This is a genomic window from Pseudomonas sp. R4-15, from assembly GCF_055768815.1.
The window spans coordinates 3189074-3202793 of the sequence record NZ_CM147293.1; the positions used below are offsets into that span (position 1 = coordinate 3189074).

10 protein-coding genes and 3 tRNA genes are annotated in these 13720 nt (G+C 62.8%); 4 read left to right on the plus strand and 9 right to left on the minus strand.

Translation table 11 applies throughout. From position 1 onward, the window contains the following. The first annotated feature begins 4 nt into the window (after positions 1-4). Genes ACYRGX_RS15210 through fabI form a run of 3 tightly spaced genes read left to right on the plus strand, consistent with a single transcriptional unit; the run spans position 5 to position 3451 of the window. The gene (locus ACYRGX_RS15210; RefSeq protein WP_473053301.1) at positions 5-1024 is read left to right on the plus strand and encodes an ABC transporter permease; all 1020 of its coding nucleotides are present in this window, start codon (positions 5-7) and stop codon (positions 1022-1024) included. A 1-nt stretch (position 1025) separates the two neighbouring features. Then, positions 1026-2642: an ABC transporter ATP-binding protein gene (locus tag ACYRGX_RS15215; protein ID WP_473053302.1), complete on the plus strand. Its 1617-nt coding sequence runs from the start codon at positions 1026-1028 to the stop codon at positions 2640-2642. A 14-nt stretch (positions 2643-2656) separates the two neighbouring features. Next, positions 2657-3451 (plus strand): enoyl-ACP reductase FabI, encoded by a 795-nt coding sequence (gene fabI, locus ACYRGX_RS15220; protein WP_473053303.1) that lies wholly within the window; start codon positions 2657-2659, stop codon positions 3449-3451. Between the two features lie 137 nt (positions 3452-3588). On the opposite strand, the gene ACYRGX_RS15225 is transcribed toward fabI, so the two are convergent. The 9 genes from ACYRGX_RS15225 to ACYRGX_RS15265 all read right to left on the minus strand — a co-directional run bounded on the left by ACYRGX_RS15225 (position 3589) and on the right by ACYRGX_RS15265 (position 12545). After that, complete coding sequence (locus ACYRGX_RS15225; protein ID WP_473053304.1) at positions 3589-5463, minus strand: SurA N-terminal domain-containing protein; 1875 nt, start codon at positions 5461-5463, stop codon at positions 3589-3591. Positions 5464-5670: 207 nt separating this feature from the next. Then, the gene (hupB, locus tag ACYRGX_RS15230; protein WP_473053305.1) at positions 5671-5943 is read right to left on the minus strand and encodes a nucleoid-associated protein HU-beta; all 273 of its coding nucleotides are present in this window, start codon (positions 5941-5943) and stop codon (positions 5671-5673) included. 131 nt (positions 5944-6074) lie between these two features. After that, entirely contained in the window at positions 6075-8471 is a 2397-nt protein-coding gene (gene lon, locus ACYRGX_RS15235; protein WP_473053306.1) for an endopeptidase La, read from the minus strand. Between the two features lie 131 nt (positions 8472-8602). Beyond that, positions 8603-9883: an ATP-dependent Clp protease ATP-binding subunit ClpX gene (clpX, locus tag ACYRGX_RS15240; RefSeq protein ID WP_473053307.1), complete on the minus strand. Its 1281-nt coding sequence runs from the start codon at positions 9881-9883 to the stop codon at positions 8603-8605. Positions 9884-9990: 107 nt separating this feature from the next. After that, positions 9991-10629 carry an ATP-dependent Clp endopeptidase proteolytic subunit ClpP gene (clpP, locus tag ACYRGX_RS15245; RefSeq protein ID WP_473053308.1) on the minus strand — a complete coding sequence of 213 codons (639 nt, stop codon included), beginning with the start codon at positions 10627-10629 and terminating at the stop codon, positions 9991-9993. A 93-nt stretch (positions 10630-10722) separates the two neighbouring features. Next, on the minus strand, positions 10723-12033 hold the full coding sequence (tig, locus tag ACYRGX_RS15250) for a trigger factor (RefSeq protein ID WP_473053309.1): 1311 nt from the start codon (positions 12031-12033) through the stop codon (positions 10723-10725). A gap of 194 nt (positions 12034-12227) precedes the next feature. Next, a tRNA-Leu gene (locus tag ACYRGX_RS15255) sits at positions 12228-12312 on the minus strand. A 51-nt stretch (positions 12313-12363) separates the two neighbouring features. Then, a tRNA-His gene (locus ACYRGX_RS15260) sits at positions 12364-12439 on the minus strand. Positions 12440-12468: 29 nt separating this feature from the next. Next, positions 12469-12545, minus strand: a tRNA-Arg gene (locus ACYRGX_RS15265). A gap of 274 nt (positions 12546-12819) precedes the next feature. Between ACYRGX_RS15265 and folD the strand changes: the two genes are divergently transcribed. Then, positions 12820-13674, plus strand: coding sequence for a bifunctional methylenetetrahydrofolate dehydrogenase/methenyltetrahydrofolate cyclohydrolase FolD (gene folD, locus ACYRGX_RS15270; RefSeq protein ID WP_473053310.1), 855 nt, complete (start codon positions 12820-12822; stop codon positions 13672-13674). Positions 13675-13720: the final 46 nt, after the last annotated feature.

Genomic DNA, 13720 nt, shown 5'->3' on the forward strand with positions numbered 1-13720 from the left:
ACGCATGCACCTGTCCCCTCTCAACCGTCGCCGCTTCGAGCGCTTCAAGGCCAATCGCCGTGGCTGGTGGTCGCTGTGGCTGTTCCTCGTGCTGTTCGTCGCCAGCCTGGGCGCCGAGCTGATCGCCAACGACAAGCCCCTGGCCTTGCAGTACGAAGGCCACTGGTACTTCCCGGCCTTCAAGCGCTATGCCGAGACCGAGTTCGGCGGGGAATTCCCGCTGGAACCCAACTACAAGAGCCCCTACCTGCGCGAGCTGGTCGAGGCCGGAAACGGTCGCATGATCTGGGCACCGATTCCCTATAGCTACGACACCATCAACTACGACCTGACGGTGCCGGCACCGGCGCCGCCGTCGACGGAGAACTGGCTGGGCACCGATGACCAGGCGCGCGACGTGCTGGCGCGGATCATCTACGGCTTCCGCATCTCGGTCCTGTTCGCCCTGACCCTGACCATCGCCAGCTCCATCGTCGGCGTCATTGCCGGCGCGCTGCAGGGCTACTACGGGGGTTGGGTCGACCTCATCGGCCAACGCTTCCTGGAGATCTGGTCGGGCCTGCCGGTGCTCTACCTGCTGATCATCCTGGCGAGCTTCGTGCAGCCGAATTTCTGGTGGCTGCTGGGGCTGATGCTGCTGTTCTCCTGGATGAGCCTGGTGGATGTGGTGCGAGCCGAATTCCTCCGCGGCCGCAACCTGGAGTACGTGCGCGCCGCGCGTGCCCTGGGCATGGCGGACCGCACGCTGATGTTCCGCCACATCCTGCCCAACGCCATGGTCTCGACCATGACCTTCCTGCCGTTCATCCTCACCGGCGCCATCGGCACGCTGACGGCCCTGGATTTCCTCGGCTTCGGCCTGCCCGCCGGCTCACCGTCGCTGGGCGAGCTGGTCGCCCAGGGCAAGGAGAACCTGCAGGCGCCCTGGCTGGGCATCAGCGCCTTCGCCGTCCTGGCCGTGATGCTCAGTCTGCTGGTATTCATCGGCGAGGCCGCCCGCGATGCCTTCGATCCGAGGAAGTGAGATGTCCAACGAGAACCTGATCGAAGTCCGCGACCTGGCGGTGGAATTCAGCCAGGCCGAGCAAGCCCTGCGCGTCGTCGAGCATGTCAGCTTCGACATCCGCAAGGGCGAAACCCTGGCCCTGGTCGGCGAAAGCGGCTCGGGCAAGTCGGTTACCGCCCATTCGATCCTGCGCCTGCTGCCCTACCCCATGGCCAGCCACCCGGCCGGCAGCATCCGCTACGCGGGCGATGACCTGTTGCAACTGCCAGAACGACGCCTGCGCGGCATCCGCGGCAACCGCATCGCCATGGTGTTCCAGGAACCCATGACCTCGCTCAACCCGCTGCACAGCATCGGCAAGCAGATCGGCGAGGTACTGGCGCTGCACAAGGGCCTGAGCGGCAAGGCCGCCACCGCGCGCATCCTCGAATTGCTCGAACTGGTCGGCATCACCAATCCCGAACGCCGCCTGAAGGCTTATCCCCACGAGCTCTCCGGTGGCCAGCGGCAGCGGGTGATGATCGCCATGGCCTTGGCCAACGAGCCGGAACTGTTGATCGCCGACGAGCCCACCACGGCGCTGGACGTCACGGTGCAGCTGAAGATCCTCGACCTGCTGCGCGATCTGCAGGCGCGCCTGGGCATGTCGCTGCTGCTGATCAGTCATGATCTGAACCTGGTTCGGCGCATTGCCCATCGGGTATGTGTCATGCAGCGCGGAACCATCGTCGAACAAGGGTCGTGCGAGGAAATCTTCGCCCATCCGCAGCATCCGTACACCTGCGAACTGCTCGCGGCCGATCCCCGCGGCGAGCCATTGCCGGTCGCGGAGAACGCACCGCTACTGGAAGCCAATGACCTGCGCGTCTGGTTTCCGATCCGCAAGGGCCTGCTGCGACGCACCGTGGATCACGTCAAGGCGGTGGATGGCATAGACTTCGCGCTGCCCAGGGGGCAAACCCTGGGCATCGTCGGTGAGAGCGGTTCCGGTAAATCGACCCTGGGCCTGGCGCTGCTTCGCTTGCTCGCCAGTCGCGGGGAAATCCGCTTCCAGGGGCAGCCGATCCAGGCGCTGTCGCAGAAGCAGGTAAGGCCTCTGCGACGGCAGATGCAGGTGGTCTTCCAGGACCCGTACGGCAGCCTGAGCCCACGCATGTCGGTGGGCCAGATCGTCGGCGAAGGCCTGGGCATCCACGGCATTGGCAACGCCGAGGAGCAGGAACGTGCGATCATCGCCGCACTGGAGGAAGTGGGACTCGATCCGCAGACGCGGCATCGTTATCCCCATGAGTTTTCCGGCGGGCAGCGTCAGCGCATTGCCATTGCTCGAGCCCTGGTGCTCAAGCCGGCGCTGATCCTGCTCGACGAACCCACCTCGGCACTGGACCGTACGGTCCAGCGTCAGGTGGTTGACCTGCTGCGTACGCTGCAGGCCAAGCATGACCTGACCTACCTGTTCATCAGCCACGATCTGGCGGTGGTCAGGGCATTGAGCCACCAGTTGATGGTGGTCAAGGAAGGACGCGTCGTGGAACAGGGTGATGCGCAGGCGATTTTCGCCAAACCGCAACACCCCTATACCCGGCAGTTGCTGGAGGCCGCGTTCCTGGCCCCGGCGACCGCCGACCAACATTGAAGAGGATGAATCACATGGGTTTTCTCGCCGGTAAGCGCGTACTGATCGTCGGCGTCGCCAGCAAACTGTCCATCGCATCGGGTATCGCCGCGGCCATGCACCGCGAGGGCGCCGAGCTGGCCTTCACCTACCAGAACGAAAAGCTCAAGGGCCGTGTCGAGGAATTCGCCGCCGGCTGGGGCTCGAACGCCGAACTGTGCTTCCCCTGCGACGTCGCCAACGACGAGGACATCGCCAAGGTGTTCGAGGAGCTGGGCAAGAAGTGGGACGGGCTGGACATCATCGTCCATTCGGTCGGCTTCGCTCCCGGTGACCAGCTCAACGGCGACTTCACCGAAGTCACCACCCGCGAAGGCTTCAAGATCGCCCACGATATCAGCGCCTACAGCTTCGTCGCCCTGGCCAAGGCCGGTCGCGAAATGATGAAAGGCCGCAACGGCAGCCTGCTCACGCTCTCCTACCTGGGCGCCGAGCGCACCATGCCGAACTACAACGTGATGGGCATGGCCAAGGCCAGCCTGGAAGCCGGCGTACGCTACCTGGCCGGCAGCCTCGGCCCGGAAGGCACCCGTGTCAACGCCATCTCCGCAGGCCCCATCCGCACCCTGGCCGCCAGCGGTATCGCCAGCTTCCGCAAGATGCTCGCGGCCAACGAGCGTCAGACCCCGCTGCGTCGCAACGTCACCATCGACGAAGTCGGCAACGCTGGCGCCTTCCTCTGCTCGGACCTGGCTTCGGGCATCAGCGGTGAGATCCTCTACGTCGACGGCGGCTTCAACACCACCGCCATGGGGCCGATGGAGGAGTGATTCTCCACTGACCCGGACTGAAAGAACCGCTGCTCAAGCAGCGGTTTTTTTTGCCTGTGTCCTGGGCTTGCCTTGGGGCACTAGAACGAAAAAGGCCGCTGCGAAATGCAGCGGCCTCTTCGATACCCAGGGCGGAATCAGTAACGCTCGATGTCCGCTTTGGCCTGCAACTCGCGACGGTAGGCTTCGAAGGCCTCCTGCCCGGCACGCGAGGAGAGGAAGCGACGGTAGTTGCTCAACTCCTCATCGGTCAGCGCCTGCTGCGGCTGACCTACGCCGTTCAGGCGAATCAGCACATAGTCGCCGCTGGACAGCGCAACCCCTGCATACGCTGGCTTGTCGCCGGCTGCCGGATGAGGCATGCGGAATACCTCCTGCAACACCTGCGGGTCGACACCCTCCTGATTGCGCGATGCCGCTTCCACGGGCTCCCAATGACGTCCCTTGGCCGCCTCGGCGTTCGGCGTGGAAGCATCCTTGAGGCTGGCCAGCAGACGCTCGCCTTCTGCACTCGCCTGCTCCGCGGCGCGGGTTCCGACGAGATGTTCACGGATCTGCGTGGCGACGGACTCCAGCGGCATCTGCTCCGGCTGGCGATGCTCTTTCACGCGCAGCACGACGATCGTGTCGGGATCCAGCTCGATGGCAGTGCTGTTGGCGCCGTCCTCGAGCACTTCCTGGCTGAAGGCAGCCTCGACGACCCTGGGATTGGCCGCCAAGCCTGCACCGCCGCTACGCCCGAAGGGCTCGCTGGTCTGCACCTGCAGGCCCAGGTCCTGGGCCGGCTGGCTCAGATCGGAGGCCTCGTAAGCCGAGTCTTCCAGTTGCTTGGTCTGCTCGACGAAGAGCTGCTCGACCTGCTGCGACTTCACCTCCTGCTCGAGCTTGCTGCGCAGGCTCTCGAACGTCGGAACCTCCGGCGCCTGCACGTCCAGCAGTTTGATCAAGTGCCAGCCATAGCTTGTTTTCACCGGCTCGGAAACCTGACCCTTGTCCAATGCATACAGCGCATCCTCGAAGGGTTGCTCGTAGACCCCGCGGCCGGCGAAGCCCAGGTCACCGCCCTGACGCGCGGAGCCCGGGTCATCGGAGTTTTCCTTGGCCAGGGTCGCGAAGTCCTCGCCAGCGTCCAGACGCTTCTTGATCGACTCGATCTTGGCCTTGGCCTGCTCATCGCTGGTCTTGTCATTGACCTCCACCAGGATGTGCGCGGCGCGACGCTGCTCGGCGAGGTTACCGACCTCTTGCTGGTAGAGCGCCTGCAGTTGCTCATTGCTGGCGGTCGCCTTGTCGAACAACGCGGACTTCTTCAGCTCCAGGTAGTTGACGACGACCTGCTCCGGCGTCATGAACTCCGCTTTGTGTTCTTCGTAGTGCGCCTTCACCTCGTCATCGCTGACGTTCACGGCCGAGGTGTCGGCGGCGATCTTGAGGGTAGCGAAGTCGCGCGTCTGGCGCTCCAGCTCGGCGAAAGCACGGACCTGCGGCTCGCTGACGAACGCGCTGCCGGCGATACCGGCGCGCAACTGGCCGATCAGCAGCTCATCACGCAGCATCTGGCGGAACTGCAGGCGACCGTAACCCATCTGGCGAATCACCTGGTCGAAGCGCTCGGTGCTGAATTTGCCATCCTGCTGAAATTCCGGCGTATTGACGATGATCTGATCGAGTGTCGCTTCGGACAGCGAGAGACCGCCCTCGCGTGCGTCCTGCAACAGCAGGCGACGCTCGATCAGCCCGCGCAGAGCACTATCACGCAGCAGGTTGTCGTCGAGCTTGCTGGCGTCGAAGTTCGGCCCGAGCTGTTGCAGTAGCTGCCGGCGTTGCATCTCGACGGCCTGACCGAGTTCGTTCTGGGTGATCTCCTCGCCGTTGACTTCGGCGGCACTCTGAGCATGACTGGTCGCACGGATGATGGCATCGAAGCCAGTGAGCGCCAGCAACAGGACGATGACGCCGATGATCGCCTTGGCAATCCAGCCCTGAGATTTGTCCCTGATGTTCTGCAGCATTCTTCCCCCAGTGGGACCGGCAAAAAGGCCCGGCCTCGCGGCATGGGTTGGTAGCGGATAAAAGAAAGGCGCATCCACTGGATGCGCCTTCCTGATGTGACTGGAGCAAGAGGCCGTGATCCGTAGACATCACGACCTGGCTAGCGTGAACCAGCGCTCCGTCTCGACAGGCGCCTTACGACGCCCGGGAGACAGCCTCGGAGACGCTTAGTTGACAGCGTCCTTCAGGGCTTTACCGGCTTTGAAACCGGGGATCTTGGCTGCTTCGATGGAGATCGGCTTGCCGGTCTGCGGGTTGCGGCCGGTACGAGCAGCGCGCTCCTTGACGGCGAACGTGCCAAAGCCCACCAGCACCACGGAGTCACCGGCTTTGAGAGCGCCGGTAACGGAGTCGATCACTGCATCCAGTGCGCGGCCAGCAACAGCTTTCGGGATATCAGCGGATGCGGCAATGGCATCGATCAGTTCCGATTTGTTCACTCTAGTCCCCTTATTTCTATTCAGATCGTTTCTATGAATTCGGTGTAAGCGAAGCGGTGCTGGGTGGCCTACCGACACAAGGCCCGCTTTATATCAAGGGCTCGAAAAAAGTGTCAAGGAAGCCGCCTGGCTCAATGGGTGCTGACTCGCTCCTTATTGTCGGAATCGCGCTTCTCTTCTTTTCCAACTATCTCAGGAGCCGCGTCAGGCAAGGGCTCCGGCGCGTATTGCAGCGCAATTTGCAGGACCTCGTCAATCCATTTGACAGGCTTGATCTGCAGGTCGGCCTTAATGTTCTCGGGAATGTCGCGAAGGTCGCGTACGTTCTCGTCCGGAATGAGCACCGTCTTGATGCCGCCGCGGTGTGCCGCCAGCAGCTTTTCCTTCAGGCCGCCGATCGCCAGAACCTGTCCACGCAGGGTGATTTCACCCGTCATGGCCACGTCGGCACGCACCGGAATTTGCGTCAGCGCGGAGACCAGCGCAGTGCACATGCCGATGCCGGCACTGGGGCCATCCTTCGGCGTGGCGCCCTCGGGCATGTGGATGTGCAGGTCGGTCTTTTCGTGGAACTCCGGCGAAATACCCAAACTACGGGCACGACTGCGGACAACCGTCAGCGCCGCGGTGATCGACTCACCCATCACATCGCCCAAGGAACCGGTCTTGGTCAGACGCCCCTTACCGGGCACCACGGCCGCCTCGATGGTCAGTAATTCACCCCCCACCTGGGTCCAGGCAAGCCCGGTGACCTGACCGATCTGGTCCTGCTGTTCGGCAAGCCCATAGCGGAACTTGCGCACACCAAGGTAGTGCTCGAGCGCCTCTGGAGCGATGCTGACCTGGAAGCGCTTCTCGTGGGCATGCTCCTTCACGACGCGCCGGCAGATCTTGGCAATCTGCCGTTCGAGGCTGCGCACACCCGCCTCGCGAGTGTAGTAACGAATGATGTCGCGGATGCTGGCTTCCTCCAGCTCCAGTTCACCCTTCTTCAAGCCGTTGGCAACGGTCTGCTTGGGTGCCAGATACTTCACCGCAATGTTGACCTTCTCGTCCTCGGTGTAGCCCGGCAGACGGATGACCTCCATGCGGTCGAGCAGCGCCGGCGGGATGTTCATCGAGTTGGCGGTGCACAGGAACATCACGTCGGAGAGGTCGTAATCGACCTCCAGGTAATGGTCGTTGAAGTTGTGGTTCTGCTCGGGATCGAGCACCTCCAGCAGTGCGGAAGCCGGGTCGCCACGCATGTCACTGCCCATCTTGTCGATCTCGTCGAGCAGGAACAGCGGGTTTCGCACCCCGACCTTGGTCATCTTCTGGATCAGGCGACCCGGCATGGAGCCGATGTAGGTGCGCCGGTGACCGCGAATCTCGGCCTCATCGCGCACGCCGCCCAACGCCATGCGCACGAACTTGCGATTAGTGGAGCGGGCGATGGATTCGGCCAGGGAGGTCTTGCCGACGCCGGGCGGGCCGACCAGGCAGAGCACCGGGCCCTTGAGCTTCTTCACGCGCTTCTGCACGGCCAAGTACTCGAGGATGCGTTCCTTGACCTCTTCGAGACCGTAGTGGTCGGCATCCAGGATGTCCTCGGCCTTGGCCAGATCCAGGCGCACCTTGCTCTGCGCCTTCCAAGGCACGTTGGTCAGCCAATCGATGTAGGAACGCACGACGGTCGCCTCGGCGGACATCGGCGACATCTGCTTGAGCTTGTTCAGCTCGGCATTGGCCTTGGCCAGTGCCTCCTTGGTCAGTCCGGCGTTATCGATACGCTTGCGCAGCTCGTCGATCTCGTTGTGGCCCTCGTCGATATCGCCGAGTTCCTTCTGGATCGCCTTCATCTGTTCGTTCAGATAGTACTCGCGCTGGCTGCGCTCCATCTGCTTCTTGACCCGTCCACGGATACGCTTCTCGACCTGCAACAGATCGATCTCGGCATCCAGCAGGGCCAGCACGTGCTCAACGCGCGCGGCAAGCTCGGTGATCTCGAGGATTTCCTGCTTCTGCTCGATCTTCAGCGCCATGTGTGCGGCCATGGTGTCGACCAGGCGCGACGGCTCTTCGATCCCGTTGAGCGAGGACAGCACCTCGGCAGGGACCTTCTTGCCCAACTGCACGTACTGCTCGAACTGGCTCATCAGGCTGCGACTGAACACCTCGGACTCGCGGCTGGCGGTGGCGTCTTCTTCGACCATCTCGACCAACGCACGGACGTGCCCTTCCGCCTCGATGAAACGTTCGATGGAGCCACGCTGCTCGCCCTCGACCAGGACCTTGACGGTGCCATCAGGCAACTTGAGCAACTGCAGTACCGTGGCGACGGTACCGACGCGATACAGCGCCTCCTCGCCCGGGTCGTCGTCGGCGGGATTGCGCTGAGCCACCAGGAGGATCTGCTTGTCGCCGGCCATGGCCGACTCCAGCGCCTCAATGGACTTTTCCCGACCGACGAACAGCGGGATGACCATATGCGGATAGACCACGACGTCGCGCAGCGGCAAAAGGGGCAATTCGATGGTTGTCTTCATAAAGTACGCTCTACGACGGCCCATGGGTCTCGCGACCAGAAGTCGCGCCTTGGACCTAAGATGAGGTCAGGCCCGGCAAATTACAAGCCGGTAGGAATGACGAAGGGGCCCGAAGGCCCCTTGCAGGTGACTTAAGCCTCGGGGGCCGCCTTTGCCGGCGGCTCGCTGCTCTCATAGATGAGCAGGGGCTTGGAACTGCCCTCGATCACACTCTCGTCGATCACCACCTTGCTGACGTCGCTCTGCGAGGGGATCTCGTACATGGTATCGAGCAGCACCCCTTCGAGGATCGAACGCAGGCCACGGGCACCGGTCTTGCGCTCCAGAGCGCGCTGGGCAACCGCCTTGAGCGCGTCGGGACGGAACTCGAGGTCCACGCCCTCCATCTCGAAGAGACGACCGTACTGCTTGGTGAGCGCGTTCTTCGGCTCGGTGAGAATCTGCACCAGCGCAGCCTCGTCGAGCTCTTCCAGGGTCGCGATCACCGGCAGGCGACCGACGAACTCGGGAATCAGGCCGAACTTGACCAGGTCGTCCGGCTCGATCTCGCGCAGGGATTCACCGATCTTCTTGTCCAGTTCCTTGCTGCGGACCTCGGCGTTGAAACCGATGCCGCCCTTGGTCGAACGGTTCTGGATGACTTTCTCGATGCCGGCGAAAGCGCCGCCACAGATGAACAGGATGTTGCGCGTGTCCACCTGCAGGAATTCCTGCTGGGGATGCTTGCGACCACCTTGCGGAGGCACCGAAGCCACGGTCCCTTCGATCAGCTTGAGCAGTGCCTGCTGCACGCCCTCGCCAGATACGTCGCGGGTGATCGACGGGTTGTCCGACTTGCGCGAGATCTTGTCGATCTCGTCGATGTAGACGATGCCCATCTGCGCCTTGTCGACGTCGTAGTCGCACTTCTGCAGCAGCTTCTGAATGATGTTCTCGACGTCCTCACCCACGTAGCCCGCTTCGGTGAGCGTGGTGGCGTCGGCGATGGTGAAGGGTACGTTGAGCAAACGCGCCAAGGTCTCGGCGAGCAGCGTCTTGCCCGAACCGGTCGGGCCGATGAGGAGGATGTTGCTCTTGCCGAGCTCGACGTCTTCCTTGCGCTCGCGCTGATTGAGGCGCTTGTAATGGTTGTAGACGGCGACCGCGAGCACTTTCTTGGCGCGCTCCTGGCCGATCACGTACTGATCGAGGATCGCACTGATCTCGCGGGGGGCCGGCAGCTTGTGGCCGCTGCTCTCCGCCTGTGCCTCTTGCACCTCCTCACGGATGATGTCGTTGCACAGGTCGACGCATTCGTCGCAGATGAACACCGAGGGCCCGGCGATGAGCTTGCGCACTTCGTGCTGGCTCTTGCCGCAGAAGGAGCAATAAAGCAGCTTGCCGTTGTCCTCGCCATTGCGGGTATCAGTCATTCGATCAATCCAATCCGGGTATGCACGAAAACAAAGATGAGGCCAATCGCGGGCATTTTCAAGCCCGAGGGGCGCGGCCGGAAGCCCCGGCCGCGAAGGAGGAAGGATCAGCTGACCATCTGGCGGTGCTTGAGCACCTGGTCGATCAAACCGTACTCGACGGCCTGATCACCGCTCATGAAGTTGTCACGGTCGGTGTCACGGGCGATCACTTCAAGCGGCTGCTTGGTGTGCTCGGCCAGCACCTTGTTCAGGCGCTCGCGGATGGTGAGGATCTCGCGGGCGTGGATCTCGATGTCCGAAGCCTGACCCTGGAAACCGCCCAGCGGCTGGTGGATCATCATCCGCGAGTGCGGCAGGCAGTAGCGTTTGCCAGCGGCACCGCCAGCCAGCAGCAAGGCACCCATGGAGCACGCCTGACCGATGCAGATGGTGGAGACGTCCGGCTTGATGAACTGCATGGTGTCGTAGATCGACATGCCGGCGGTCACCGAGCCGCCCGGGGAGTTGATGTAGAGGTGAATGTCCTTGTCGGGGTTCTCGGCTTCCAGGAACAGCAGCTGAGCCACCACCAGGTTGGCCATGTAATCCTCGACCTGGCCGACCAGGAAGATGACGCGTTCCTTGAGCAGGCGGGAATAGATGTCGTAGGCGCGCTCACCACGGGCGGACTGCTCCACCACCATGGGCACCAGGCCACCGGCCGCTTGGATTTCAGGCATTTGCATCGAGTAGTTGCGGGACATGTCCTGTGATCGCTCCCTAGATGATCGGGTCATGAAGACGCATAAGCCAGCGCGAAGGCTGGCTTATGGTTTGTGCTGGATACGCGGGAAGTATCAGGCGGCTTGCGGCGCTTCCACGGGCTTGACAGCTTCTTCGTAGGAGACCGACTTGTCGGTGACCTTGGCCTTTGCCAGAACAGTATCTACAACTTGCTCTTCCAGCACAACCGAGCGGACTTCACCCAGTTGCTCTTCGTTCTTGAAGTACCAGGAGACGACCTGCTGAGGCTCCTGGTAGGCCGAGGCCATCTCTTCGATCAGCTCACGCACGCGGGCTTCATCGGGCTTGAGCTCGAACTGCTTGACCATCTCGGCGATGATCAGGCCCAGGGAGACGCGACGCTTGGCCTGCTCTTCGAACAGTTCAGCCGGCAGTTGGTCGGCCGGGAAGTTGCCACCGAACTGCTGCACGGCCTGCTGACGCAGACGACCGATTTCATTGGTGATGAGCGCCTTGGGCACTTCGATCGGGTTGGCCTGCAGCAGACCGTCCATCACCTGGTTCTTCACCTTGGTCTTGGTCGCCTGGCGCAGTTCACGCTCCATATTCTTGCGAACCTCGGCACGGAAGCCTTCCAGGCCACCTTCGGTCACGCCGAACTGGGCGAAGAAGGCGTCGTCCAGCTCCGGCAGCACCGGGGCGGAAACACTGTTGACCTTGACGGTGAACTCGGCGGTCTTGCCGGCCAGATCGAGGTTCTGGTAGTCCTCGGGGAAGGTCGGGTTGATCACACGCTCTTCACCAGCGACGACACCCACCAGGGCATCTTCGAAACCCGGGATCATGCGGCCGGAACCCAGCACCAGGTCGGTGCCCTGGGCGGAGCCCCCAGCGAAGGCTTCACCATCGAGTTTGCCAATGAAGTCGATGTTCAGCTGGTCGCCATTCTCGGCGGCACGCTCGACGGCTTCGAAGCGAGTGTTCTGCTTGCGCAGGATATCCAGCATGTTGTCGACGTCGCTATCGGCCACATCAGCCTGCGGACGCTCGACCTCGATGGCCTCCAGGCCGGCCACTTCGAACTCGGGGAAGATTTCGAAGGTAGCGACGTACTCCAGATCCTTGCCCTTCTCGAACACTTTCGGTTCGACGGAAGGAGCGCCTGCCGGATTCAGCTTCTGCTCGACCACGGCCTCATAGAAGGTAGCCTGGATCAGATCGCCCAGCACTTCCTGACGGGCAGACGCCTCGTAACGCTGGCGGATCACGCTCATCGGCACTTTGCCGGGACGGAAGCCAGGGATCTTGGCACGGCGGGCGGTCTGCTGAAGACGCTTGTCTACTTCGGTCTCGATACGCTCGGCGGGCACGCCGATGGTCATGCGGCGCTCGAGAGCAGAAGTATTTTCAACAGAAACTTGCATGGATTTTCCTCGGTTTCAGACGTTTGCCGCCCATGCGGCCCCATAATCAAGGGCATGCATTCTAGTGGCTTGGGAAAAAGAAGTCACCCGTGGCGCAACGGCCCGCAACAGCAGGCAAAACAGTGCGCAGCGACAAGTAAGCCGCCGCGCCGCCGCGCCGCCGCGCAAGAGTACTGAGAAGAATAAAGAGAAGATGGTGCGGACGGAGAGACTCGAACTCTCACACCTTGCGGCGCCAGAACCTAAATCTGGTGTGTCTACCAATTCCACCACGTCCGCGAGACGCTGAAACAAAAGCGCCAGGCAAGGTGCCTGGCGCTTTCGGAAATATGGGGTGGACGATGGGAATCGAACCCACGACACCAGGAGCCACAATCCTGTGCTCTACCAACTGAGCTACGCCCACCATATTGCATTGCTTGTCGTGACATCGAGTGGCACGCCCGGCAGGACTCGAACCTGCGACCATCCGCTTAGAAGGCGGATGCTCTATCCAGCTGAGCTACGGGCGCCCGGTGCCGAAGTCCCGATACCGCCTGGGCTCGATGCCGACCGCCTGCTTCGCCAGCGGCTGGCTGTGCTCGACAAGCGGGGCGAATCTTAATGGCCGCCCCGAACCTCGTCAACACTAATTTTCAAGAAAATTCAGATATATACACTTCCCATAGAGAGAGGCGCGAAAACACCCGGTCGCGGGCGGGCATGACGTCGTCGCTTTGCCGGCGCGGTCACGCATGCGAGAATGCGCGTCCTCTCTTTCCTCTTGCATAGGGTTTCCCTAGCGCCATGACCGCACAACTGATCGACGGCAAAGCGATCGCCGCCAATCTGCGCCGCTCCATCGCCGAGCGCGTCGCCCAGCGTCGCCAGCAGGGCCTGCGCGCCCCCGGCCTCGCGGTGATCCTGGTCGGCAACGACCCGGCCTCCGAAGTCTACGTAGCCCACAAGCGCAAGGACTGCGAAGAAGTCGGCTTCGTCTCCCGGGCCTATGACCTGGCCGCCGATACGAGCCAGGAGCATTTGCTGGCCCTGATCGACGAGCTCAATGGGGATCCGCTGATCGACGGGATTCTCGTGCAGCTACCGCTGCCCGCCCACCTGGACGCCTCGCTGCTGCTGGAGCGCATCCGTCCGGACAAGGACGTGGACGGCTTCCACCCCTACAACATCGGCCGACTGGCGCAGCGCATGCCGCTGCTGCGCCCCTGCACGCCCAAGGGCATCATCACCCTGCTGCACAGCACCGGCGTGGATCTCTACGGGCTGGACGCCACGGTCGTCGGCGCTTCCAACATCGTCGGCCGGCCGATGGCGCTGGAGCTGCTTCTGGCCGGTTGCACCACGACCGTGACCCATCGCTTCACCCGTGACCTGGAAGCGCACGTCGCCCGTGCCGACCTGGTCGTGGTCGCCGCCGGCAAGCCCGGCCTGGTGAAAGGCGAATGGATCAAGCCCGGCGCGATCGTCATCGACGTCGGCATCAACCGCCAGGCCGATGGCCGCCTGGTCGGTGACGTGATCTACGAGACCGCCCTGCCCCGCGCCGGCTGGATCACGCCGGTGCCCGGCGGCGTCGGCCCGATGACCCGCGCCGGCCTGCTGGAGAACACCCTGCAGGCCTGCGAGGAACTGCACGACTGACGGCGCTCCAGGCTGTCCAAAGGGCGCTTCGAGCGCCCTTTTTCAT